Genomic DNA, 23651 nt, shown 5'->3' on the forward strand with positions numbered 1-23651 from the left:
TCTTGGCGCACGGTGGGAAACAGAACTTCCACCCTGGGTAGCACCCGTCGCCGGTTCTCCCCCGGACGGCCCAGCCGATTACGGAATCCGGACGCCGGAGCATCGACCGCGGGTGAAACTAACCGTCTCCGTACGTGACCTCGTTAGCATCCGCACATTTGTCTGCCCCTGCGCGTCCCGATCGGGCCCTGAGCGCCTCTCACCATCAAGTCCACAAGACGAATGGGGTCGCCAGCGATGAGTACAGAGGGACTCTCGATTCCAGGCATCTCGATCGCCGGCTCGGGGCCATCGGCCGCCGAGCGGGTGCGCAAACGCGGACTGAGCCTGTTCGGCTCGGTGCCACGCCCCGCTGTGGTCACGTTCGCCATCGAGGCGGCCGCGGTCATCCTGGCCGTGCTCGACGTCTGGCTGGTCATTCCGGAGAAGGCCCAGCCGTACTCGATCTACCTGTCCGGCGCCGCCTGCCTCGCGGTGGTGTTCCGGCGGAAGTTCCCGTTCCTCGCCGTGCTCGTCGCGGTCCCCGGCTTCCTGGCCGGCTGGGCGCAGCTCGCGTCGATGATCACCCTCGGCATGCTCGCCACCCGCCGTCAGCTGCACTGGCAGACCTGGGTCGGCGCCGCGCTGGTGTGGATGTGCCGGTTCGTGCAGTGGCCGCTGGAGGACTTCGCCGAGCTCAGCTGGCGCGAGCACATCCTCGACGGCATCTACGGCGTCCTCGTCGCCGGCATGCCGATCGCGATCGGCCTGCTCATCGGCGCCCGCACCGAGATTTCGAACAAGCTCGCCGAGCTGGCCACGAGCCGCGACCGCGAGCGCCGCTTCCACGCCGACGCCGTCCGCGCCGAGGAACGCGCCCGGCTGGCCCGCGAGATGCACGACGTCGTCTCCCACCAGATCACCCTGATCGCCATGCAGGCCGGCGCGCTGCAGGCCCAGACCACCGACGACCGCGCGCTGGAGACGGCGCAGGTCATCCGCACGTTGTCCAAGCGGACGCTGGAGGAGCTGCGGTCACTGGTCAGCGTCCTGCGAGCCGGCTCGGACGACGACGGCCCGCGGGCGGGCATCAACGAGCTCGACCGGCTGATCCGCACGTCCGACGTCCCGGTGCACCTGACGGTGGAGCACCTCCCGGAGGCCCTGCCCAACCAGGTGTCGGCGGCGGCCTACCGGACGGTGCAGGAGTGCTTGACCAACGTCCACAAGCACGCCCCCGGCGCGACGGCGACCATCCGCATCCAGGGTGAGCACGGCGCGCTCAAGATCGAGGTCCGCAACGAGCGGGCAAGCCGCCCCACGGAGGGCTTGCCCTCGGGCGGCCACGGCCTGACGGGCCTGGCCGAGCGAGCCCGCCTGCTGGGCGGAAGCTTCGAGACATCGGGAACGGAGGACGGCGGCTTCCGCGTCCGGGCCCGGTATCCCCTGGACCGCTGACCTGCGGCCCCCCGGCCCCCGGTATCCAGCTTAGCGGCGGATACCGACGTTTCCGGAGCGCACGACGCCGCGAGCGGCGGATTCCGGGCTGTTTCGGTCCGGAATCCGCCGCTCGCGGCTGTTCCGCCCCGCGAACTGTCGGTGGCCGCCGGTAGCGTGGAAATCGGGGGCTGCTCAGCACCGGAACGCGCGGAATGCCCTCGCCGGAGTCGACATGCGGTGGGGCGCGTACCCGAAAAGTCCGGTTTCTCGACATCGCCGGGGCGCGTCTGAAGGCGGGTGGGCATGATCGGCGGGGCATCTCGCGTGTCCCGAGGGGCATCGCGCGTGATTGGGCGGCCAACTCGCGTGATTGGGCAGCCATCACGATGATGACCCGCCAATCACGCGTGATGACCCGCTAGACACGGGTGATGACCCGCCAATCACACGTGATGGCTTGGGAGACACGGGGGGGATGGCTGGTTGAGCGCGCGAAAAGCCACCTCGAGGGGTCCACCTTTCCCTCGGGGTGGCTATCGACTGCAGACGCTAGATGATTTCCCGGCGCTTGCGCAGGCGGTCGAGCGCCTCCGCCAGGATGGCCTCGCCGTCGGCGTCGCTGCGCCGCTCCTTCACGTAGGCCAGGTGCGTCTTGTAGGGCTCGGTCCGCGGCGCGGCCGGTGGGTTCTTTTCGTCCTGCCCGCCCGGGAGCCCGCAGCGGGGGCAGTCCCACTCGTCGGGGATTTCCGCGTCGAGCGCGAACGATGGTCGGGCTTCGTGCCCGTTGGCACACCAGTAGGAAATACGGCGTCGCGGCGCCGACTCACCCCGTTCCGATTCGCCCGTAGGACCGGCACCCACCCGGGTGCCTCGAATCGCGTTACCGCCAACCATGAATCCTCACACCTAGGAATCGGCGGCGCGCCCCCCAATAGGCACGCCGAATCGCTGCGCACCGCCATCCGGACCCGGTCGCGGCCGACGACGGAACGCCGGACGCCTCACACCTTGAGCAGCAGACCCAGGCCCACGATGCTGATCAGCCAAACCGCGCCCAGCCCCAGGGTGATCCGGTCGAGGTTCTTCTCGGCCACGCTCGACCCGGCCAGGCTCGACTGCATCCCACCGCCGAACAGCGACGACAGGCCACCGCCCCGGCCCCGGTGCAGCAGCACCGCGACCACCAGGAAGACGCTGGTGACGATCAACAGGATTTGCAGGAACAGCTTCATGTCATCCTCTGGGCTCTAGGAGAATGCAGGGGTACGGCATGGTCGTTTCCGACCACCACCGTACCCCTGGACTCGTCCACTGCTGTGTGACGGACCGGATACACAGGCTACCCGGTCGTGGCCTCGATCAGGGCAGCGGCCCGCCCGCAGCGAGTGCGCAGAGTTTCGTGAACTCCTCACCATCGAGGCTCGCTCCGCCGACCAGGGCACCGTCGATGTTCTCGCAGGCCACCAGTTCGCCGATGTTGCCCGACTTGACCGATCCCCCGTAGAGCACCCGGACGGACGAAGCGACCTCGTCGCCGTACTTCTCCTGGAGGGTCGCCCGGATGGCCTTGCAGACCTCTTCGGCGTCCGCGGACGACGCGACCTTGCCGGTGCCGATCGCCCAGACCGGCTCGTACGCGACCACCACGCCGGAGACCTGCTCGGCCTTGAGGCCCTTCAGGCCCTCGATCAGCTGCGTCGTGGTGTGGTGGATGTGTTCGCCGGCCTCGCGGACCTCGAGCTTCTCCCCGATGCAGAGGATCGGCGTGATGCCGTGCTTGAGCGCGGCCTTGACCTTCTTGTTGACCAGCTCGTCGGACTCGGCGTGGTATTCGCGCCGCTCCGAGTGCCCGACGGCGACGAACTTGCAGCCCAGCTTGGCCAGCATCAGGCCGGAAATGTCACCGGTGTAGGCCCCGGAGTCCTGCGGCGCGATGTCCTGCGCGCCGTAGGTGAGCGACAGCTTGTCGCCGTCGACCAGGGTCTGCACGCTGCGGATGTCGGTGAACGGCGGCAGCACCGCCACGTCGACCTTCGCGTAGTACTTCTCCGGCAGCGCGAAGGCGATCTTCTGCACCAGCGCGATCGCCTCGAGGTGGTTCTGGTTCATCTTCCAGTTGCCGGCGATGAACGGCTTGCGTGCCACTAGTTCTTCTCCTCCAGAGCGGTCACGCCCGGCAGTTCCTTGCCTTCGAGGTACTCCAGGGAGGCACCGCCGCCGGTGGAGATGTGCGAGAAGCCGTCTTCGGGCAGGCCCAGCTGCCGCACCGCGGCCGCCGAGTCGCCGCCGCCGACCACGGTGAACGCGTCGCTCTTCACGAGCGCCTCGGCCACGGCACGCGTGCCGCCCGAGAACGCCTCGAACTCGAACACGCCCATCGGGCCGTTCCAGAACACGGTCGCGGCGTCGGCCAGCTTGCCCGCGAAGAGTTCACGGGTCTCCGGGCCGATGTCGAGGCCTTCGCGGTCGGCCGGGATCGCGGTCGCGGCGACGACCTCGTGCTCGGCGTCGGCCGCGAAGCCCGTCGCGGCGAGGACGTCCACCGGCAGCACCAGTTCGACGCCGCGCTTCTCGGCCTCGGCGAGGAAGCCCCTCACCTGGTCGAGCTGGTCGGCCTGCAGCAGCGAGTTGCCGACCTCGTGGCCCTGGGCCTTGAGGAAGGTGTACGCCATGCCGCCGCCGATGAGCAGCCGGTCGACCTTGGTCAGCAGGTTCGCGATGACGCCGAGCTTGTCGGACACCTTCGCGCCGCCGAGCACGACCACGTACGGCCGCTTCACGTCGTCGGTCAGCTTCTTCAGCACGTCCAGCTCGGCCAGCACCAGGCCGCCCGCGTACGCCGGGAGCACCGACGCGATCTCGTAGACCGAGGCCTGCTTGCGGTGGACGACGCCGAAGCCGTCGGAGACGAACGCACCGCCCGGCACGAGGGCGGCCAGCTCGGCGGCCAGCTCGGAGCGATCCACGGCGTCCTTGCTGGTCTCGCGCGCGTCGAAGCGCACGTTCTCCAGCAGGACGACGCCACCGTCGGCCAGGCCGCCGGTCAGCGCCTTCGCGGACTCGCCGACCAGGTCACCGGCCAGCGCGACTTCGGCGCCGAGCAGCTCGGAGAGCCGCTTGGCGACGGGCGCGAGGGTGTACTTCGGGTCCGGCTCGCCCTTCGGGCGGCCGAGGTGCGCGGTGACGACGACCTTCGCGCCCGCGTCGGCGAGCTTCTTGATCGTCGGCAGCGCGGCGCGGACCCGGCCGTCGTCGGTGATGCGATCCCCGTCGAGCGGGACGTTCAGGTCGGACCGCACGAGTACGTACCGGCTCTGAACGCCCTCGCCCAGCAGGTCTTCGAGGTTCTTGACGCTCATCGGGTTCAGGACAGCTTCGAACCGACGAGCTTGACCAGGTCGGCGAGGCGGTTGGAGTAGCCCCACTCGTTGTCGTACCAGCCGACGACCTTGACCTGGTTGCCGATGACCTTGGTCAGCGGCGCGTCGTAGATGCAGGACGCCGGGTCGGTGACGATGTCCGAGGAGACGATCGGGTCCTCGTTGTAGCGCAGGTAGCCCGACAGCGCGCCCTCGGCGGCGGCCTTGTACGCGGCGTTGACCTCTTCGAGGGTCGCGGCCTTGGTCAGGGTGACCGTGAGGTCGGTGGCCGAGCCTGTCGGCACCGGGACGCGCAGCGCGTAGCCGTCCAGCTTGCCCTGCAGCTCCGGCAGGACCAGGCCGATGGCCTTCGCGGCGCCGGTCGAGGTCGGCACGATGTTCAGCGCGGCGGCGCGGGCGCGGCGCATGTCCTTGTGCGGCGCGTCCTGCAGGTTCTGGTCCTGCGTGTACGCGTGGATCGTGGTCATCAGGCCCTGCTCGATGCCGAAGGCGTCCTGCAGGACTTTGGCCAGCGGGCCGAGGCAGTTGGTGGTGCAGGAGGCGTTCGAGATGATGTTCTGCGAGCCGTCGTACTTGTCGTCGTTGACGCCCAGCACGATGGTCAGGTCCTCGCCCTTGGCGGGCGCGGAGATGATGACCTTCTTGGCACCGCCGGCGATGTGCGCCTTGGCGGCGTCGGCGTTGGTGAAGAAGCCGGTCGACTCGACCACGACGTCCACGCCCAGGTCGCCCCAGGGCAGGTTGGCCGGATCGCGCTCGGCGAGGGCCTTGATGGTCTTGCCGTCGACGACGATGCCCTCGTCGCTGACGCTGACCTCACCCGGGAACCGGCCCAGGATGGAGTCGTACTTCAGCAGGTGGGCCATGGTGGCGACGTCGCCGAGGTCGTTGAAGGCGACGACCTCGATGTCGTGGCCGCTGGCCTGCACGGCGCGGAAGAAGTTGCGGCCGATGCGGCCGAAGCCGTTGACACCTACGCGAACGGTCACTGCTGCCACTCCTCTGAGGATCGGCCGGGACCCCCGGCCGTGACTTGCGGGCTCGCGGCCACCCTAGCGTGCGGGCATGCGCGTCCCTGACTGCCCTGACGAGACTTCCACCACTTGGCGAACGGGTCAAGAATCGATTAAGAAGCGAGGGCGTCACCGCGGGTGTTCCGGAGCGGACCACGGCAGACCACCAACGGCGGGAAATCCGGGCGCCGGGACCGGTTCCGGCTGATCGCGCCGGGTGTGCGACAGCCGGGCTGAACGCCGGCGCCAAGCCGACGACCGCGGCTTGACCGATTCAGCCCGAAGTGGGCCCCCGCCGGGCGCGGCAGCGGTCCGCGAGACGGCACGTGAGGTCGATGACTCGACCGATCCAGCGACGCCCTGCGGGCCCTCCGGCCGCGGGGATCGCCGCCACGAGGACGGCGGGAACCTCCGGCCGGAGGTTCAGCGGCCACCTGCGGCCGCGCCCTCAACCCGTCAGCTCCCGTTCCAGCGGAGTCCGGAACCGCGGCACCGCACGAACCTCGCCGAACCACTCCGCGCACTTCGCCGCCTCCGCTTCCACCGTCGCGCGCGTCTCCGCGCCCACGTCCTCCAGCAGCCTGACCACCACCTCCCCCGACGCTCGCTGGGCCCAGCCCCCGACCACCCGCCCGGACGCCCACACCGTCGGGCCGACGTTGCCGCTGCGGTCGAACAGGGCCGCGCGGTGCGGACCGAGGAACCAGTCGCGGTCCTGCCAGCCCATCGGGGTCGGGTCCAGCGCCGGCAGGAACGCCACCCACGGGGGCGGCTCCGGCACCGGGGCCACGTCGTCCGCCAGCACCACCCCGGGCACGCCGCCGAGGTCCACCTCCACCGGGGACACCGCCGCCAGCGCCTTCTTCGCCTGGCCCGCCGTCCAGCCCGTCCACCACCTCAGGTCGGCCACCGGGGCCGGGCCGTACGCGCGCAGCCACCTCCGGGCCAGCTCCGCCCGGGCCTCGTCCGCGCTCCACGGCCGCAGCCCGCCCGGGACCCACTCGTCCAGCGGGTGCCAGACGTACTGGGTGCTGAGCCAGCTGCCGCGCGGCCGGCCGCGGACGATCCGGCCACCCGCCGCCAGCAGGAACAGCACCCGGCTCGTCACGTTGCCGATCGCCTCGTACGGCTTGCCCGCCGCCATCAGCAGCTGCTGGCGCAGCCGGGGTTCGTCCTCGCTCAGCTGCTGCGCCGTCGCCGAGCCGCGGGCGCGCAGGGCCGCCTCGACCGACGCCTCGACGGCGGCCAGCCACTTCGCCGGCTCCGGCACGTTCTCCGGGTGCCCCTGCTGCCCGAGGTGCTGCTCGAGGAGTTTCCGCTGCTTCACGAGGATGTCCGCCGAGCAGCCCGCCTGCACGAGCGCCGCCGTGTCCAGGTCCGTCACGAACACCGTGCGCCGCATGCCCAGCAGCCTCAGCAACGTCCGGTCTTCGTAGAGCGCCCGCTCGACCTCGGCGACCGCCGGTGCCGCGAGGCGGGCGGACGCGGACAGGTGGACGGTCGCCGGGTCGGTGGCGTGCAGCGCGACGACCCCGGCGACGGCGTCCGCCACCGAGGCCGCGGGCGCGGCGAGGTGGTGGCGGACGGCGAGGCGGGCCCGGCGCTGCTGGGTGCTGATCTTCGGAGGCACCCGGTTTTCCTACCACCCGGCACCGACAAAAACTCCTGGTCGTGCCCGGCGACCAGGCGCTAGCCTCGCGGAATGGTCTCCGGCACGCATTTCGCGGCCTTCGCCGCGCTGACGTTCCTCATGGTCGTGGTCCCCGGGCCGAGCGTGCTGTTCACGATCAGCCGCGCGCTCACCGTCGGGCGGCGTGACGCGCTGCTCACCGTCGTGGGCAACTCCGTGGGCGTGTACACGCAGGTGGTCGCGGTCGCGTTCGGCCTCGGCGCGCTGGTGACGACGTCCGCGACCGTGTTCACCGTGATCAAGGTCGCCGGCGCGTGCTACCTGGTGTACCTGGGGATCCAGGCCGTGCGCCACCGCCGGAGGCTGACCGACGCGATGGCCGCGAAGGTGCGTGCCGCACCCGGCCGGGTCGGGACCGTGCTGCGCGACGGCTTCGTCGTCGGTTTCGCGAACCCGAAGTCGATCGTGTTCCTGGCGGCCCTGCTGCCCCAGTTCGTCGACCCCGGCGCGGGGTCGGTGCCGGGGCAGATGCTGGTCCTCGGGCTGTGCCTGCCGGCGATCGCGCTGGCCACCGACAGCGCGTGGGCGCTGGTCGCGGGCACCGCCCGCGCGTGGTTCGCCCGCTCGCCGAAGCGCCTGGAGCTGGTCGGCGGCACCGGCGGCCTCGTCATGATCGGCCTGGGCGCCACCCTCGCCTTCACGGGCCGGGGTGACTGAGCACCAGGTCGAGCAGGCCCGGGAAAGCCGCGTCGAATTCGGGGCGCCGCAAGCGGTTCAGCCGTCGCGGGCCTTCGTCGCGCTGTTCGATCAGGCCCGCCGCGCGCAGCACGGCGAAGTGGTGGCTGCGGGTCGCCTTGGCCACCGGCAGGTCGAACGTGCCGCACGCCTTCGTCCACTCCGGCACGGCGGCCAGCTCGCGCAGGATGCTGCGGCGCACCGGATCGGCGACCGCGGCCAGGGCGTCCTGCAGCGAAACCGCCGCCGGGAGCGCGTGCGTGAGCCCGCGCGCCCGCGCAGTGTTCGATGATTGTCGTACACTCATCCGGTGGACCTCCGTCGAACACTCTAGGAGCAAATGTGCCGCGACACCTCGACGCCACCTTCGGCCCCGACGCGCGCAACCGGCTCGACGAAGCAGCCACGCCCGGCCGCGAGGGCGCGCTGGCCGCGCTCGAATCGTTCTACTACGCCTTCAACCAGCGCGATCTCGACGCGTTCCGCCGGGTCTGGACGAGTGATCCGCTGGCCCAGCTGAACAACCCGCTCGGCGGCATCCTCCGCGGCGGCGAAGCGATCACCGAGCTGTACGAGCGCGTCTTCCACGGCCCGGCCCGCGTCACCGTCACCTTCGGCGACATCGTCGAATACTCCGGTGCCGGTCACGCGGTGTTCGCCGGCCGCGAGACCGGCGAGTACCGCGTGACCGAAACCGTCCCCTTGAGCATCCGCACGACGCGGTTCTTCGCCTACGAAGCCGGTCGCTGGGTGCAGGTCCACCACCACGGCAGCATCGACGACGCCGGCGCGCTCGCCGCCTACCAGCGGGCGATCCGCGGCTAAGCCAGTGCCTTCACCAGCTCCGGCCACCACTCGCGCGGCACGCCGTCCAGCCGGACGACGACCTGGTCCGCGCCCGCGGCGAGGTACTCCCGCAGCCGCGCTACCACGGTGTCGAAGCCGCCCCACACCGCGACGGCGTCGACGAGCCGGTCCGACAGGTCCGTGATGTCCGGATCGGTGAAGCCCATGCGGCGCAGGTTGGCCGCGTAGGCCGGCATCCCGGTCAGGAAGCTCAAGCCGCTGCCGCGGATCGCCTCCCGCGCCGCGGCCGCGTCGGTCTCGGCGACGACGTTGAGCAGCACGGCGAGCTGTTTGCCGGCCCCGAGGATTTCCCGCGCCGAAGCGATGTAGTCCGTCGTCACCAAGTACGGGTAGGCGCCCGACGCGCGGTCGCGTGCCAGTTCGAGCATTCGCGGCCCGAGCGCCGACAGGATCCGCGCGGACGGCGGGACGGCCTCCTCGATCTCGTCGAGGTAGTCGTTCAGCGCCGCCAAGGGGCGCGGGCCGTGCGCTCCGCCCAGCCCGACGACGAACCGGCCGGCCGGCAGGTCCGCGTACGCCGAAGCCACCGAAGCGGACGGCACCCGGTCCACCGACAGGATCCCGCTCGCCACCTGGATCCGGGACGTCCCGCGGACCACCTCGGCGATGCGCGGCAGGTTATCGCCCTGGCCGCCGGCCAGCCACAGCGTGGCGTAGCCGAGCTCCTCGAGTTCGGCCGCGGTCGCCACGGCGGCATCGGTGTCCAGTGCGCTGTGCGTGGCCCCCAGCGGCCCCAGCTTCGTCATGCGCGGGGGAACCCCGGAAGGCCGGGAGTTGTTCCCCGTCAGGCCGTCTGTTCGTCCTCAGCGGAATCGGCGGGATCCTCGGCGGCCCGGGTGAACATCCGGGTCGCCGAGAGCCGTGCGACGCCGTCCGGCTCGCCCAGGTCGTCCAGGGAGTTGCGGATCGTCGAGTCCACCGACAGGTACTTGCGGCCCGCCCGCAGGTCGGCGTCGTTGCGCAGCCGCACGATGAGCGGGAACTCCGACAGCGCGCCCGCGTCGAACAGGCCCGTCGTGTAGATCAGCTGCACGCCGAGCGCTTCGGCCACCGCCCGCTGCAGCTCCAGCAGGTACCCGGCCGACGCGCGGCCGATCGGGTTGTCCAGGAACAGCACGCCCGAGTGCCGGTTGCGGACCTTGCCGCGGTTGTTGGCCCGCAGCGCCGCCAGGGTGCAGTACAGGATGATCGCCGCGGTCAGCTGCTGGCCGCCCGAAAACACGTCGCGGATCTCCGAGACGCGCTGGCGTTCGGTCCGCAGCACCGAGTCCGGCTTCAGCATGTCGACGCGGAACCCCTTGGGCGCCGCGGCCCGGACTCCGCGCAACACCAGGGAAAGCCCGTCGCGCTTGACGTCCCGGCCGTCGGCCGTCTTGCCGACGGCGGCCTCGTCGACGACCTCGCCGAGCTTCTCGGTGAGCGCGTTGTCCTCCAGCTCGGTGAAGCGGATGCGGAGGAACTCCTGCCCCGACCAGTCGCCGAGGCCGTCCGGCAGCCGGGAAACGCGCTGCGCCGAGCGCAGCGTCCGCAGCGCGCCGTCGACCATGCCCTGCAGGCGGGTGATGATGCCGCCGCGGTGCCGGTCGATCTGGGCGAGGTCGTCGGTGAGCGACCGCAGCCGCGGCCGCAGCGCTTCGGCCCACTCGGCGGCATGCGCCGGGAGCTGGTCGCGCTTGACCGAGATGACCTGCTGCCGCACCGGGGTGCTCAGCTTCTCGAAGCGCTTCTCCGTCGCGTACTGCGCGAGCTGGTCCGCGGCCGCGCGCACCCGCCGGTCGCCGGCGTCGGCGGCGTCCTGGGCCTGGTTGAAGGTGGCGTTCAGCCGCGCGTGCTGGGCGCGCGCGGTGTCGACGTCGCCGTCGTAGGCGGCAGCGTCGGTGTCGGTCACCAGGTGGCCCATCGACTCGGCGAGCAGCGCGAAGCCCGAGGCCGAAGTGCGCGCCGAGTCCAGCGTCGCTTCCGCCGCCGCCCGGCGTTCCTGCAGCTCTTCCCACTTGCGCGCGGCGGCCGACGCCTCCAGCCCGGCCGCGTCGATCAGCTCCAGGCCGTGCTCGATGTCCCGCGGTTTCTCGCCGTTGACGCCGTTCTGCAGCGGCAGCGCGTCCAGCTCGGCGCGCCGCGTCGAGACGAGCCCGATCGCTTCCGTGCGCTCGTCTTCGAGGCCGTCGACGACCCGGCGGGCGCGGGCCAGCGCGGCCGCCCGCGCCGACGCGTCGGAACCGTCGGGGGTCTCCAGGAGCTCGGCCGCGCGGGCGCGGACGGCTTCGTCCATGGACTCGACCGCCGAGCCCGCGGCGGCTTCGGCGGACTCCGCCTGCTCCAGCTCGCCGCGCAGGTCGCTGCCGACCTCGACCTTCGCGTACGACTCGGACGCCGACAGGTAGGCCCGCCGCAGCGCGTCCACCGGCTCCGACGGCGCCGGGCCGTCCGCGGCGTCGGCCGCCCCGGGCACCTCGGCCAGTTCGGCGCGCGCCGTGCTCGCGGTCCGGCGGTGCCCGTCGGCGGTGCGCTGCTCCTCCCCCGCCTGCTCGCGCAGCCGCGCGGCCTTGCCCGCCGCGTCGGACGCCTGGAGGTCGGCGCGCTCGGCGATCTCGGTGGCGCGCTCGGCCTCTTCGGTCCACTCCGCGATCCGGGCGCTGCGGACGCCCAGCTCGCCGAGCCGCCGCGCCTTCTCCTCCGCCTCGGCGGCGGCCGCCCGCAGCTCGGGGACGCGTTCGCGCAGCGAGACCGCCTTTTCGCTCAGCCGCGCGAATTCCGCGTCGGCCTGCGCCAGCGCGGTCCGCGCGGTCTCCCGCGCGGTCCGGGCCGCCTGGGCCTGCTCGGCCAGGGTGGCGACGGCCCCGGCCGGGTAGTCCTCACGCCACGTCGTGAGCTTCCACGTCAACGCGCCGTCCGCGGCCAGCTTGGCGGACAACGCTTCGAGGCGCCGTTGCCGCTCGGTGTGCCGCCGCGCCACGGCTTCCCGCTCGGCGTCGGCGGCTTCTTCGTCGTACATCGCCGGGTTCGGCGGCACGAGGAACTCGACACCGGGCGCGGTGGGCGCCGGCGCCTGCAGTGCCTCGGTCGTGCCGACGGCGATGATCGCGCTCGGCAGCAGCCGCCGCGTCGTCAGCACCTCACGGGCGCGCTCGGCGTGCGCGGCGTCGTTCAGCAGGACCCCGGACACCAGCTGCGGCAGGCTTTCCAGCACTTCGGCGCGCCGGGAAGCGTCCAGTTTGGACAGATAGCGCCAGCCGGACCACGCGGTGATCCCGGCCTCCTCCAGGGCGTCCAGCGCGGCCTGGACGTCCTCGGGGGGCGGCAGCAGCCCGCCGGACCCCAGCGCGGCCAGCGCCCGCTCGTCGGCGGACTCCTCCATCCGCAGCGCGGTCTGCTCCTTCTCGACGGCCGCGCTCGCCTCGCGCAGCCGTTCCAGCAGCACCGGGAGGTCGCTCTCCAGGGTGACGTCGTCGGCGCCGAGCAGCTCGACCAGCCGGCTTTCGGCGGCGAGGGCGTCGGTCCGGCGGTGCGCGCGGTCGAGGTCCTCGGCGGCGCGTTCCAGGCGGTCCTGCGTCGTGCCCGCGAGCTGGTGCGCCTCGTTCACGGCCCGTTGCGCCGCCTGGAGCTCCGCGCCGACGCGGTCGAGTTCCTGTTCGCGGCGGGTCAGCTCCGCAGCGGCCTGCTCGGCGGCCGCACGCGCGGCCCGCGAAGCTTCGGCGACGTCGGCGCCCGAAGGCAGCAACCCCGCGCGGACGGCGGCCTGGACTTCTTCGCGCAGCTCGGTGATCCGCGTGGCCAGCCCGCGCGCCTCGGCCCGGCGCGCGGCCGCGAGGTTGGCGGCTTCGTCGCGCTCGGTCTGCGCCTTCTCGGCTTCGGCACGCAACGCGCCCGCGTGCGCTTCGGCCTTGTCGGCCTGGCGCTGGGCGTCCTGCGCCAGCGCGTGCAACCCGCGGGCGAGCGCCGAAGCGGCGTCGTTGCGCGCCTTCAGGGCCGGCCGCGCCTTTTCCTCCCGGCTGCCGACGAGTTCGCGCAGGTCCTTCGCCTTGCGCGCGGCGTTCAGCTGGTTGAGGACCGTCGCCGTCTCCCGCCAGGCCTCGGCCTCGGTTTTCGCCTCGGCCAGCTCGGCGTCGACGCGCTTGCGGGCCTCCTGGGCCTCGTCCAGGCGCAGCACCGCGACCAGGCGGCGCAGTTCCGTGACGGCCGCGGCGAGCCGCCGGTGGTCGCCCTCGGCGAGCTTCTCCGCGGACTTGACCTCGGTGACGTGGTCCTCGAGCCCGGACAGCCGCGCGTTCTCGAGTTCGTTGCGCGCGACGACGCGGCCGGCCAGCTCGGCCATGTCGGCCTTGGCCGACTCCGCGATCTTCCGCGACTCCGCGGCGACGCCCTCTTCGGCGGCCAGCGGCCCCAGCAGGTCGAGCGCACCGGCGACGAAGTCGCGTTCCGACAGCAGGTCCCCGCGCTGCGCGAGGTTGTGCGCGTACGTCGAAACGACCTCGGCGAGGTCCTTCGGCTCGTCCTCGGAGATCACCGCCTTCAACAGGAACTCGACGAACGCGTCGTCGGTGCCGAAGGCGAACGCGTCCGCCGCTTCGCCTTCGCCCGCGTTCATCGCGCGCTGGTAGCGGAACAGCTCGGTGTCGAGGCCGAGGGAGTCGAGCCGGCCGGTCCACTCGTGGTGACGGCGGGTCCAGGACAGCTCCAGCTCGGGCTCGGCCAGCTGGGCCGCGGTGAGCTTGTCGTGGAAGCCGGACATCGTCAGCAGCCGGCCGTCCTGGGTCATCGGCAGGGCATCGAGCCCCAGCGCCGCGGTCGGGCGGAAGCAGTACCAGGAGTCGACGAGGTTCTCGGAGTCGGCGGACACGACGTGCCCGCGCCATTCGGAGACCTTGCCGGTGATGATCCGGTGCCCGCTCTCGACGTGCAGCCACTCCAGCACGACGTGCGAGACGTCCTTGGCGGCGACGAACTTCTCCAGCACCTTGGTGCTGGTCGTGCCCACGACCTGGCGTCGCCCGGGCAGCATCACCGAGAAGATCAGCTTGATGAGCACGGACTTGCCGCCGCCGTTCTCGAGGAACAGCACGCTCGCCGGGGACGGGCGGCGCAGCTCGGCCGGGCCGGTCGCGTGGATGCCCGCGCTGAACAGCGCGTCCTGCTGGGGCGCGGTGATCTTGGCGCCGACGCCGCTGAAGTCGAGCACGACGTCCTGGTAGCGGGCACCCGCCGGGCCCACCGAATGCAGGCGGACCCGCGAAAGCTCGTACATCGATTCCCCTCTACAGCGTGTCTCTACAGCGTGTCGGACGCCGCTGCGCGCAGCGTGCCCCCGGCGGTCGCGACGGCCACGACGTCGAGCGCGAGCAGGTCGTCGAAGGCGGCGTCGGCGGCGAGTTCGCGGACCTGGATCTGGTAGCGCGGCGTGGTCCGGTAGGTGCCGCCCTGCTCGTCGCTCACCGGGACCAGGAAGCCCTGGTCGGCGAGGAACCGCAGGGCGCGGGAGACCATGCCGCGGGTGGTGTCGGCGGCGAGGCGGCCGTCCTTGGTGGCCGCGGCCGCGGGACGCCGGGTGTAGGCGCGCCAGGCCTGTTCGAGCTCGGGCGCGTCGGCCAGCGGGTCGTTGTTGGCCTCGGCCGCCGCCGCGCGTTCGTCGAGCATCCGGGCGGCTTCGCGGACCATCGCGTCGACCTGCTCGACGCTGACGCGGCCGATGTAGGTGTCGTTCGCGAGGTCGTCCGGGCGCGGGTAGCCGAGCGCCGCGGTGGCCAGGTGGATCAGGCCGTGCAGCACCTTCTCGGTCTCGCGGCGCTCGCGGATCTTGGCCTGGCGGGCGTAGGAGTCCATCTTGATCTCGAAGACGGATTCGTCGGTGGCCGCGAGGACCGCGCCGGCCTGCTGGTTGACCTCGAGGACCATCAGGCCGAGCCCGGCGGCGACGGCGTGGGTGAGCGCCTTGAACGCGTTGTCCTCGCCGTAGCGGCGGACGAGGTCGCCGTAGACGACGTCACGCGCGGGCAGCTGCTTCGGCCGCATGCCGAAGGCGACCAGCCGGGCCGCGGCCTCGGCGTCCACGCTGCTGTGGGACAGCGCCATTACGCGACCTCCTCGTTCTCTTCTTCGTCGGCGCGCTCGACGGCGGCGGTGGACAGCAGCAGGTCGGCGCCGCCGAAGTCCGGGTCGTCCAGGAGCGTGCCGTCGTCGACGGCCACCAGCACCTGCCGGTCGCCCTGGCGCCGCGCGGCGCCGACCCCGGGACTGTAGGCGTGGACCGCGCGCAGCGCGACCAGGGCCGGGAGGCCGGGCTGGCGGCTGCGGCGGGCTTCTTCGAGCAGGCCCGACAGCCGCCGCGGCACCTCCGGCAGGTCGAGGAGTTCGTCGGCGGCGCGCCAGACGTCGTCGCCGAACTTGTCGGTGACCTCGGCGGGCATGAGCTCGGGTTCGGGAATCTCCCCGACCAGCTGGTCGCGTTCCGGGGCCGGCCGCAGCAGCAGCGAGACGAGCGACGACAGGGACGGCACGACCGGGGCGGAGATGCCCGCGACGGCGTGGAAGAAGTGCTCGGCCGGCGCGACGGCGTCGGCCAGCGGCAGGCCCAGGGTGGGCACGAGGAGCTGGCCGAAGAGATCCAGGGTCGCGCGCTGGGGCGGGCCGGAGAACTGCTGGCGGTCCTGCTCGGCGCGGAAGACCGCGCCCGCGTCGGCGAGCCGGGACTGCAGGCGCGTGTGCCGCCGGATGCAGTCGCCGACGATGTCGACGAGCTCCGCGGCGCGGCGCTTGCGGTCGAGGTCTTCGGTCTCGTCGCGGGCCGTGGTGATGTTCTTGAGGATGGCGTTCTCGGCGCGGAACCGGGCCTCGATGTGGCTGAGCGCGCTGTCGAGCAGCTCCGGGACCTCGCGTTCCCAGTCGACCGAGCGGACGTCGCGGCGGGTCGCGTCGAGCTTCGCGCGCAGGGTTTCGCCGTACTGGACGGTCCGGTAGCGGGCCTGCTCGGCGGCCAGCTTCGCGTCGGCCAAACGACCCCGCGCAATCAGGTTCTCCAGCTTGACCTCGGCGGCGATCTGCGCCGATTCGACGTCGGTGTCGAGGGCGCCGACCAGGACGTTGATGGCCTCGTCGGTGGCACGCAGGTAGACCTCGCCGTCGCGGGCGGCCAGCTCGACGAGCAGCTTGAAGTCGAACTGGCGGCGCTGGTAGCCGCCCGGCCCCACGGAGCCGTAGACGCGCCGGAAGCCGCGCTCGGTCGTGCCGACGTTGATCAGGTTGTCCAGGACCCACTTGGCCACCCGGACGTGTTCCTCGGGCATCCGCGACGGCGCCTGCTGGGCGATGAACGGCAGCAGCCGGTCGATGACCTCGTCGTGGCCGGCGCCGGTGTCGAAGTCCATCGCGATGGTGACCTGGTCGATCGTGTGCAGCGCGATCTCGGCCATCTGGTAGATCGTGGCGTCGGCCCAGTCGAGCTTCGCCTTGCGCGCGTCCAGGTCGTGCAGCGGCGCCGTGCAGGCCAGCGCCTTGAGGCGGCGCGTCAGCCCCTCGTCGGCCAGTCCCATCGCGGCCCTGTCGTCGTCTCGCACAGCAGGCCAGGCTAGTCGGCCACCCTCTGCGCACGCGCGGGTGACTCCATCCATGCCCCCACCACCACCCTCAACGGTGACGCTGACGCGTCGCAGTGTTTGCATTAACGTCCCCCCTATGCGTGAGATGAGCCGTGACGAGTGGTGGAAGTTCGCGTCCGAAGGCACCCGGACCGGCATGTTGGGCCTGGTCAGGAAGGACGGCTCCCCGATCGTCACCCCGATCTGGTTCCTGCTGAACGAGGGCCCGGACGGTGACGAGTTGATCTTCACCACCGGCACCGAGACGCTCAAGGGCAAGGCCATCGCCCGCGACGGGCGGATCTCGCTCGCCGTCGACGACCAGAAGCCGCCGTTCTCCTACGTCCAGTTCACCGCCGAGGCGCGGCTGACCCACGACTACGACGACATGCTCGAGTGGGCGACGAAGCTGGGCGGCCGGTACATGGGCGACGAGCAGGCCGAGGCCTACGGCAAGCGCAACGCCGTCCCGGAGGAATCCCTCGTCCGGGCGAAGATCACCAGGGTGATCGCGCGGGCCGACATCGCCGGCTGACCCCGGTTCGCTGGTAATCTGCCTCCGGGGGTGGGGGGTATGCCTTCAGGGGACAGACGCGACGCCGTCCAGGCGATCGTCAACGCGGGCCAGCGGGAGCTGGTGGCCGAGCTGGAACGCCTCGACGGCGGTGGCCGCTTCGGCCGCTCGGGCCGCACGCGGCGGCTGGAGAACGGTGACGTCTTCGAACGGGCCGTCGTCAGCGCGGCCTTCTCGGACGAGTTCTTCGCGGCCGGGCTGTCGGTGGTGCTCCACCCGCGCAACCCGTACGTCCCGGCGTTCCAGGCCCACTTCCGCTACCGCGAAACCGCGGACGCGTGGTGGTTCGGCGGCAGCGTCGACTTGCTCCCCTGTTACGGCTTCGCTTCAGACGCGACGCACTTCCACCGCGTCCTGAAGAACCACTGCGACACGCTCGACCCGGCGTTCCACGCGCAGGCGAAGCGGGCGTGCGACGACCGCTTCCGGCTCCCGCACCGCGACGAAGCCCGCGGCATCGGCGGCATCCTCTTCGACCACCTGCACCTGCCGGGCCCGGACGGCTGGCGGCGCTCGGCGGCGTTCACGGCGGCGGGCATCGCCGCGATCGTCCCGGCGTACGTCCCCATCGTGCGACGGCGCAAGGACCTGCCGCACGGCGAGCGCGAGCGGCAGTGGCAGCTCTACCGCCGCGGCCGCTACGTGGAGTTCACGCTGGTCCACGACGCGGCGACCGCGGTGCAGGCCGACGCCGAGGCGATCCTCTCGGCACTGCCGCCGCTGGCGCGGTGGGAGGCGGAGTTCACGCCCGAACCGGGGAGCGCGGAGGCGGAGCTGGCGTCGTTCCTGGTTCCCCGCGACTGGGCGGCGGAAACCCCGGTGACGGCCGGGTGACTTTCAAGCGCCGGTGACCGCCGGCGGTTGGGCGCCCCGCTGAGCGGGAAACCATTGGCACGGTGGGTAACCCATCGTGTCGAGTATTGACAGGGCCCGCTCGGAGGGTGTGTGATCTGACCCATAGATAGGAAACTTTCCTAACTATTGCCGCCGGTGGTCCGCCGACCATTCCGCCCCGGTCACCCCCTGTCCCCCGACAACGCAGGAGGCTCCCAGTGGCACCCCGTCCACCGTGGCGTGCGGTACTGGCCGGTACCGCGGTCGCGGCGCTCGGCCTCACCGCGCTCACCCCGGTAAACGCTTTCGCCGCGGACACCGAGTACGAGTCCGAGAACGCCACCATCGTCCAGGGCGCGGTCGAATCGAACCACGCCGGCTACTCAGGCACCGGGTTCGTCAACTTCGACAACGTCGCCGGCAGCTACGTCGAATACTCCGTGAACGCGGCCCAGGCGGGCACGCACACGCTGACCTTCCGCTACGCCAACGGAACCGCCGACAACCGGCCGGTCAAGCTGACCGTCGACGGCGGCGACAAGGGCACCGTCGACTTCCCCGCCACCGGCGCGTGGACGACCTGGAAGACCGTCACCACGAGCGTGCAGCTCACCGCGGGCGTGAACAAGGTCCGGACCACCGCCACCACCGCCACCGGCGGCCCGAACGCCGACAAGCTCACCGACACCTTCACCGCGCCGGTCGACCCCGAACCGCCGACGCCGCCGACGAACCTCAAGGCGAGCAACATCCTGCCGACGGCCGCGACCTTCTCCTGGACCGCCGCGACGGACAACGTCGGCGTCGTCCGCTACGAGATCAACCGCGGCGGCAACATCCTCAAGACCGTCGACGGGAACACCACGAGCGCGACCGTGGACAACCTGACCCCGAACACGGCCTACGACATCTCCGTCGGCGCGTACGACGCGGCCGGCAACCCGTCGCAGCAGAGCAACGTGGTCACCTTCACCACGCCGCCGAGCAACGACACGACCCCGCCCAGCGTGCCGGGCAACCTGCGCTCGACCGGCGTCACCGCGAACAGCGTCTCCCTGGCGTGGAACGCTTCCACGGACAACAGCGGCACCATCTCGGGCTACGACGTCTACCAGGGCGCCACCAAGGTGGCGACGACGACGTCGCTGAGCACGACGATCACGAACCTGAACCCGAGCACGTCCTACACCTTCACCGTCAAGGCCCGTGACCCCGACGGCAACACCTCGGCCGCCAGCAACGCCGTCACGGCGAAGACCAGCGCTCCGGGCGGCGCCGGGGGCATCCCGGAGTACGACAAGGACATCGCGAAGGTCGACCTCGGCTGGTCGGTGGACTTCCTCCCGAACGGCAACGCGCTGGTGACCGAGCGGGACCGCTTCGAGGTCCTGCTGGTGACGCCGTCCGGCCAGAAGACCACCCTGGGCAAGGTGCCGGGCGCGGTGGGCACCAACGGCGAAGGCGGCCTCCTCGGCCTGGCGATCTCGCCGAACTGGGCGTCCGACCACGCGATCTACCTCTACCACACCGCGTCCGGCGACAACCGGATCGTGAAGATGACCTACGACGGCAGCACGCTGTCGTCGACGTCGACGCCGGTGCTGACCGGGATCGCGAAGAACCGCTACCACAACGGCGGCCGGATCAAGTTCGGTCCGGACGGCAAGCTGTACGCCACCGTCGGCGACGCCAAGAACAGCGACAACGCGCAGAACAAGAGCTCGCTCAACGGGAAGATCCTGCGGCTCAACCCCGACGGCTCGGCCCCGAGCGACAACCCGTTCTACGCCACCGGCGGCAACGCCCGCTACGTCTGGAGCTACGGCCACCGCAACCCGCAGGGCCTGGCCTGGGACTCCCGCGGCCAGCTGTGGGCGGCGGAGTTCGGCGAGAGCAGCCAGGACGAGCTCAACCTGATCCAGAAGGGCGGCAACTTCGGCTGGCCCAGCTGCGAAGGCACGCAGGGCAGCTGCAGCGGCTACATCGCTCCGAAGAAGACCTGGTCGACGTCGCAGGCCGGGCCGAGCGGCGTGGAGATCGTCAACGACTGGATCTACATCGCCGGCGTCACCGGTGAGCAGCTGTTCGCCACGCAGATCAACGCCGCGGGCACCGGCGTCGGCACGGTGTCGACGTTGTTCTCGGGCCGCTGGGGCCGGCTGCGCTCGGTCACCAAGACCCCGGACGGCGGGCTCTGGCTGACCTCGACGAACAACGACAAGAACGGCGGCACGCCGTCGGTGCTGGACAACGTGATCGTGCGGCTGAAGTTCCCGGGCGGCAGCACGCCCGGCGGCTTCAAGCTGACCAGCTCGGCCTTCGCCGACAACGCCACCATCCCGGACAAGTACACCTGCGCCGGGGACGGCACGGCGGGTCAGGACCCGTCGCCGCCGCTCGCGTGGGGTGCCGCCGACGGCGCGAAGGGCTACGCCGTCGTGTTCGCCGACGTCGCCAACAGCGGCAACAAGCTGCACTGGGCGATCTGGGACGTCCCGGCGGCCACGAAGTCGCTGCCCGAAGGCCTCGGCGCGGGCTACACCGTGCCGGACCAGGGCGGCGCGAAACAGAAGGCGATGGGCAGCGGGGCGAACGCGCAGAAGTTCTTCGGCCCCTGCCCGGGCGGCTCGAGCCACCCGTACACGTTCACGCTCTACGCCCTGAACACCGCCACGGTCCCCGGCCTGACGTCGTCCTCGACGATGGCCCAGATCGAAACGGCGATCAAGGGCGCGTCGACGGCGAACGTGGTGCTGCGCGGCAAGTCCAGCGCCGCCGCCTAGAAGCCGCGGCAGGGGTGACCGGAGCGGCGCCGGTCACCCCTGCCGCGCCCGCTCAGCCCGGCTCGGAAATCCGGCGCAGGTGGGCGTCGACGTCGAAGCCGTGTTCCTCCAGCCGGCGGCGGGCCAGCAGGAGCTCGTCGGGGGTGAACAGCTCGGCGTACTCCTCGCGGAGCATGACCGCCTCGGAGCTGCGGCCGAGCTGGTTCTTCTCCCAGAGCACGGTGAACCCGCCCGCGGTGCCGGCCCCGCGCAGCAGCAGCCGGGCCGCTTCGACGCCGCCGTGCTCGCGCACCATGCGTTCGAACTGGGCGGGCCGGTAGCCGTAATCCTTGGCCAGGACCCGGCAGCCGTCGAGCAGGTCCTCGGTGAACCGCGCGGCGAGCCGGGGATCGGCCGGGATGGATGCGGCTGGTTCGGGCATGGGGCAACCTCTCGACGGGACGGCTTCCCAGATTAATCGCGAACCGGAGCGGTTTCGCTACGCCATTCGAGCAACGAATTCGCGAAGAGCACTCTCCGTGTCGACAGAAGCGGGCAAAAGCGGCAAACCGAAACTGTCGGTATCTTCTGGGGCTTCGCCCCCAGGTCGGGGGCTCCGCCACCCGAACCCCCGAAAACCTGTCGGTGGTCTCTGCCATGCTGGCCGGCATGCGAACCGTGGTCCACGGCGACGTTCACGTCCACTATGGACAGATCTACGTCCACGACGACGAGGCGGAGCCGTTCGAGGGTGACCTGGCGGCGTGCTTCGCCGGGCAGCGCAACGGGCTGTGCGGCGCCGCCTTGCCCGGCCACCTGTTCCTCATCACCGGGCTGCACACCGGCGACGTCGGCTTCACCGCCGAGGTGCACTCGTCCGAGCCACCGGACAGCGGCGCGGAAGACGTCGTCGAGGCCTCCTTCCACGCCGAGGGCCGGACCGTGCTGGTCACCTGGGGTGGCTCGGCCTGGTGGGACCTCGAGCTGCCGCCCGGCGACTACCGCGTCCGCTACGGCGGCACGGCGATGGACGCGGGCAGCAAGCGTGACACCCGCCTCGACGGCGAGCCCCGGCTGGACAGCTACCTGCTGCAGTTCTGGCCCGCGCCGGCGGCTCCGGACGTCGTCGTCCGCGAATCGAGCGCGATCGCGGCTTACTCGCACGGGTTCGTGCGAGATCTGCCCCCGCCGCCGACCGAGGAGGAGCTTGCCGCCCGATGGGCGGCGCGGTGCCGGGCCGAAGAAGAGGCGAGCACGAAGGCCCGGCACGAGCAGCTGCTTCGCGAGTGGGGTGGGGTGCTCCCGGCCTCGCCGGTCCTCGAGCTGCCGCCGGGTTCGTTGCGGGAGTTCGCCAAGCTCGACCGCGACCTGGTGGGGGCGGCGGTCGCCGCGGGGCCGGAGCGCTGCCGCGCGCTCGCTCGGCGGGTGGCCCACTTCGCGTTCGAGCGCGCCCGGCTCGACGGCGTCGGCTGGATCGCCGACGGACTGCGCGCCCTCGACGAGGGGATTCCGCTGCCCGCGCCGTTCGACGACTGGACCGCGGCGTGGGATCGCCTCCTGTCGGACCCGGAGGTTCCGCACACGCTCGTGCGCACGCCGGACGGACGGCACGACAACGCGTTGCAGCGGGCCATGGCGTTCCCGGCGATCTTCGCCGCGGCCCACGAGGACGCCTCGGAGGCCTTGGGTCAGGCGCTGTCGGCGGCGGACCACACATACGGCGACGACCGGCCGCGGTTCTTGGTGGAGGTGCGCGCCGCCTTGGCCGAGCTGAGCGGGAGCGGGAGCGGCTGACCCGGCGGCGGCTGCGGTCCGCGCGGCATCGGTCGGACTGAGCGGGAGCGGCCGACCCGCCCCAGGCCCGGCAACCAACCACGGCCGCAGCCCGCGCGGCAATAGCCGAGCCGAGCGGGAACGGCCGACCCACCCCACGCCCGGCAACCAACCACAGCCGCAGCCCGCGCGGCAATACCCGAGCCGAGCGGGAACGGCCGACCCACCCCACGCCCGGCAACCAACCACAGCCGCAGCCCGCGCGGCAATACCCGAGCCGAGCGGGAGCGGGAGCGGCTGACCCGGCGGCGGCTGCGGTCCGCGCGGCAATGGCCGGCCGACCCACCCCAGACCCGGCAACCAACCACGGCCACGGCCCGCACAGCAATAGCCGAACCGACCCGGCCCAGCGCCCTGGCCCCGGCCGGACCTCACCAGCCGAACAGGCCGCCCATGATCCGGGCGCAGCGGGCGGTCATCGCGTCGGCGTCTTCCTCCGGCCGGTCGATCCACCAGCTGATCAGCGAGTCGACCACGCCGGTCCACACCTGGGCGACGGCCTCGATGTCCGCCGGGTCGGCCAAGCCGCGGGAGGTCAGCAGCTGCGTGGCGCCGAGCACGGCGAACGCGTCGAGCCGGCGGCGGTAGTCCGCGGCCGCCGCGGCGATGTCGCCCGTCGACGGCACCGTCGCGTCGCGCAGGAGGCGCCACGCGTACCGGTCGTGGTCGAACGTCGTGAAGATCGCCGCGAGCACCTTGAGCGGCATCTGGTCGGGCTCGCCGCCGGCCGCCATGGTGGTCGCCACACCGTCGGTGAGGCGGCCGCCCGCGCGGTGCAGGCAGGCCAGGTACAGCCCGTCCTTCGAGCCGAAGTACTGGTACAGCAACGGTTTCGTGACCCCGACCCGGCGCGCGATCTCGACCATCGACGCGCCCGCGTACCCCGCCCGGCCGAACTCTTCGGTGCCGGCCACGACGAGCTGGGCCTCGCGCTCTTCGCGGGGCATCCCCTTGGTCCCGACCGCCCTTGACTCCGTCACAGGCCAGAGCCTACCGTGCGTAAAGTGACCCGAGGGTAAGTTACCGTATGGTC

At 71.8% G+C, this 23651-nt stretch carries 20 protein-coding genes; 7 read left to right on the top strand and 13 right to left on the bottom strand.

Annotation, left to right across the window (positions count from 1 at the left end):
* Positions 1-237 precede the first annotated feature (237 nt).
* Positions 238-1437, top strand: a complete 1200-nt coding sequence (locus AB0M30_RS39125) for a histidine kinase (RefSeq protein WP_233225547.1) — start codon at positions 238-240, stop codon at positions 1435-1437.
* A 531-nt stretch (positions 1438-1968) separates the two neighbouring features.
* Here the strand turns inward: AB0M30_RS39125 and AB0M30_RS39130 are convergent.
* From AB0M30_RS39130 to AB0M30_RS39155, 6 genes are all read right to left on the bottom strand, one after another.
* Complete coding sequence (locus AB0M30_RS39130) at positions 1969-2313, bottom strand: RNA polymerase-binding protein RbpA (RefSeq protein ID WP_033262808.1); 345 nt, start codon at positions 2311-2313, stop codon at positions 1969-1971.
* A 107-nt stretch (positions 2314-2420) separates the two neighbouring features.
* Entirely contained in the window at positions 2421-2651 is a 231-nt protein-coding gene (gene secG, locus AB0M30_RS39135; protein WP_013224669.1) for a preprotein translocase subunit SecG, read from the bottom strand.
* A gap of 127 nt (positions 2652-2778) precedes the next feature.
* Complete coding sequence (gene tpiA, locus AB0M30_RS39140; protein ID WP_285990044.1) at positions 2779-3564, bottom strand: triose-phosphate isomerase; 786 nt, start codon at positions 3562-3564, stop codon at positions 2779-2781.
* Positions 3564-4778: a phosphoglycerate kinase gene (locus AB0M30_RS39145; protein ID WP_364595069.1), complete on the bottom strand. Its 1215-nt coding sequence runs from the start codon at positions 4776-4778 to the stop codon at positions 3564-3566. The genes tpiA and AB0M30_RS39145 overlap by 1 nt, the downstream gene beginning before the upstream one ends.
* A gap of 5 nt (positions 4779-4783) precedes the next feature.
* Positions 4784-5788, bottom strand: coding sequence for a type I glyceraldehyde-3-phosphate dehydrogenase (gap, locus tag AB0M30_RS39150; protein ID WP_103336099.1), 1005 nt, complete (start codon positions 5786-5788; stop codon positions 4784-4786).
* A 472-nt stretch (positions 5789-6260) separates the two neighbouring features.
* Entirely contained in the window at positions 6261-7442 is a 1182-nt protein-coding gene (locus tag AB0M30_RS39155) for a winged helix DNA-binding domain-containing protein (protein ID WP_364595072.1), read from the bottom strand.
* A 72-nt stretch (positions 7443-7514) separates the two neighbouring features.
* On the opposite strand from AB0M30_RS39155, the gene AB0M30_RS39160 reads away from it, so the two are divergent.
* Positions 7515-8159, top strand: a complete 645-nt coding sequence (locus AB0M30_RS39160) for a LysE family translocator (protein ID WP_364595075.1) — start codon at positions 7515-7517, stop codon at positions 8157-8159.
* Here the strand turns inward: AB0M30_RS39160 and AB0M30_RS39165 are convergent.
* Positions 8140-8484 carry a helix-turn-helix domain-containing protein gene (locus tag AB0M30_RS39165; RefSeq protein ID WP_103336278.1) on the bottom strand — a complete coding sequence of 115 codons (345 nt, stop codon included), beginning with the start codon at positions 8482-8484 and terminating at the stop codon, positions 8140-8142. The two genes, AB0M30_RS39160 and AB0M30_RS39165, sit on opposite strands and share 20 nt — an antisense overlap.
* A gap of 35 nt (positions 8485-8519) precedes the next feature.
* Between AB0M30_RS39165 and AB0M30_RS39170 the strand changes: the two genes are divergently transcribed.
* Positions 8520-9002 carry a nuclear transport factor 2 family protein gene (locus AB0M30_RS39170; protein WP_364595078.1) on the top strand — a complete coding sequence of 161 codons (483 nt, stop codon included), beginning with the start codon at positions 8520-8522 and terminating at the stop codon, positions 9000-9002.
* On the opposite strand, the gene AB0M30_RS39175 is transcribed toward AB0M30_RS39170, so the two are convergent.
* From AB0M30_RS39175 to AB0M30_RS39190, 4 genes are read right to left on the bottom strand one after another with little or no spacing between them, the layout of a single operon-like run.
* Positions 8999-9790 (bottom strand): TIGR03620 family F420-dependent LLM class oxidoreductase, encoded by a 792-nt coding sequence (locus AB0M30_RS39175; protein WP_364595081.1) that lies wholly within the window; start codon positions 9788-9790, stop codon positions 8999-9001. The genes AB0M30_RS39170 and AB0M30_RS39175 overlap by 4 nt on opposite strands.
* Positions 9791-9828: 38 nt before the next feature.
* A complete protein-coding gene (locus AB0M30_RS39180; RefSeq protein ID WP_364595084.1) occupies positions 9829-14289 on the bottom strand; it encodes a hypothetical protein in 4461 nt (1486 codons plus the stop codon).
* A 23-nt stretch (positions 14290-14312) separates the two neighbouring features.
* The gene (locus tag AB0M30_RS39185; RefSeq protein ID WP_043788290.1) at positions 14313-15113 is read right to left on the bottom strand and encodes a hypothetical protein; all 801 of its coding nucleotides are present in this window, start codon (positions 15111-15113) and stop codon (positions 14313-14315) included.
* Positions 15113-16570: a hypothetical protein gene (locus tag AB0M30_RS39190; RefSeq protein ID WP_364595148.1), complete on the bottom strand. Its 1458-nt coding sequence runs from the start codon at positions 16568-16570 to the stop codon at positions 15113-15115. Before AB0M30_RS39190 ends, AB0M30_RS39185 begins: the two co-directional genes overlap by 1 nt.
* Positions 16571-16712: 142 nt before the next feature.
* On the opposite strand from AB0M30_RS39190, the gene AB0M30_RS39195 reads away from it, so the two are divergent.
* The 3 genes from AB0M30_RS39195 to AB0M30_RS39205 all read left to right on the top strand — a co-directional run bounded on the left by AB0M30_RS39195 (position 16713) and on the right by AB0M30_RS39205 (position 20806).
* Entirely contained in the window at positions 16713-17150 is a 438-nt protein-coding gene (locus AB0M30_RS39195; protein ID WP_364595087.1) for a PPOX class F420-dependent oxidoreductase, read from the top strand.
* A gap of 39 nt (positions 17151-17189) precedes the next feature.
* Positions 17190-18023 carry a coproporphyrinogen III oxidase gene (locus tag AB0M30_RS39200; RefSeq protein WP_364595090.1) on the top strand — a complete coding sequence of 278 codons (834 nt, stop codon included), beginning with the start codon at positions 17190-17192 and terminating at the stop codon, positions 18021-18023.
* 218 nt (positions 18024-18241) lie between these two features.
* Positions 18242-20806, top strand: a complete 2565-nt coding sequence (locus AB0M30_RS39205) for a PQQ-dependent sugar dehydrogenase (RefSeq protein WP_364595093.1) — start codon at positions 18242-18244, stop codon at positions 20804-20806.
* Between the two features lie 52 nt (positions 20807-20858).
* Here AB0M30_RS39205 and AB0M30_RS39210 read toward each other — a convergent pair whose 3' ends face one another.
* Positions 20859-21227, bottom strand: a complete 369-nt coding sequence (locus AB0M30_RS39210; RefSeq protein WP_013224654.1) for a hypothetical protein — start codon at positions 21225-21227, stop codon at positions 20859-20861.
* 227 nt (positions 21228-21454) lie between these two features.
* Here AB0M30_RS39210 and AB0M30_RS39215 point away from each other — a divergent pair, with 227 nt between their 5' ends.
* Positions 21455-22579, top strand: a complete 1125-nt coding sequence (locus tag AB0M30_RS39215) for a hypothetical protein (protein ID WP_364595096.1) — start codon at positions 21455-21457, stop codon at positions 22577-22579.
* 410 nt (positions 22580-22989) lie between these two features.
* On the opposite strand, the gene AB0M30_RS39220 is transcribed toward AB0M30_RS39215, so the two are convergent.
* On the bottom strand, positions 22990-23598 hold the full coding sequence (locus AB0M30_RS39220; protein WP_364595099.1) for a TetR/AcrR family transcriptional regulator: 609 nt from the start codon (positions 23596-23598) through the stop codon (positions 22990-22992).
* Positions 23599-23651: the final 53 nt, after the last annotated feature.

The organism is Amycolatopsis sp. NPDC051716, assembly GCF_040681595.1.
Classification (GTDB): Bacteria; Actinomycetota; Actinomycetes; order Mycobacteriales; family Pseudonocardiaceae; genus Amycolatopsis.

Coding starts and splice junctions, on each gene's coding strand:
- AB0M30_RS39160 (WP_364595075.1), top strand. CDS start 7,515: ATGGTCTCCGGCACGCATTTCGCGGCCTTCGCCGCGCTGACGTTCCTC.
- AB0M30_RS39125 (WP_233225547.1), top strand. CDS start 238: ATGAGTACAGAGGGACTCTCGATTCCAGGCATCTCGATCGCCGGCTCG.
- AB0M30_RS39210 (WP_013224654.1), bottom strand. CDS start 21,227: ATGCCCGAACCAGCCGCATCCATCCCGGCCGATCCCCGGCTCGCCGCG.
- AB0M30_RS39190 (WP_364595148.1), bottom strand. CDS start 16,570: ATGGGACTGGCCGACGAGGGGCTGACGCGCCGCCTCAAGGCGCTGGCC.
- AB0M30_RS39200 (WP_364595090.1), top strand. CDS start 17,190: ATGCCTTCAGGGGACAGACGCGACGCCGTCCAGGCGATCGTCAACGCG.
- AB0M30_RS39185 (WP_043788290.1), bottom strand. CDS start 15,113: ATGGCGCTGTCCCACAGCAGCGTGGACGCCGAGGCCGCGGCCCGGCTG.
- secG (WP_013224669.1), bottom strand. CDS start 2,651: ATGAAGCTGTTCCTGCAAATCCTGTTGATCGTCACCAGCGTCTTCCTG.
- AB0M30_RS39145 (WP_364595069.1), bottom strand. CDS start 4,778: ATGAGCGTCAAGAACCTCGAAGACCTGCTGGGCGAGGGCGTTCAGAGC.
- AB0M30_RS39165 (WP_103336278.1), bottom strand. CDS start 8,484: ATGAGTGTACGACAATCATCGAACACTGCGCGGGCGCGCGGGCTCACG.
- AB0M30_RS39195 (WP_364595087.1), top strand. CDS start 16,713: ATGCGTGAGATGAGCCGTGACGAGTGGTGGAAGTTCGCGTCCGAAGGC.
- AB0M30_RS39215 (WP_364595096.1), top strand. CDS start 21,455: ATGCGAACCGTGGTCCACGGCGACGTTCACGTCCACTATGGACAGATC.
- AB0M30_RS39175 (WP_364595081.1), bottom strand. CDS start 9,790: ATGACGAAGCTGGGGCCGCTGGGGGCCACGCACAGCGCACTGGACACC.
- AB0M30_RS39130 (WP_033262808.1), bottom strand. CDS start 2,313: ATGGTTGGCGGTAACGCGATTCGAGGCACCCGGGTGGGTGCCGGTCCT.
- AB0M30_RS39180 (WP_364595084.1), bottom strand. CDS start 14,289: ATGTACGAGCTTTCGCGGGTCCGCCTGCATTCGGTGGGCCCGGCGGGT.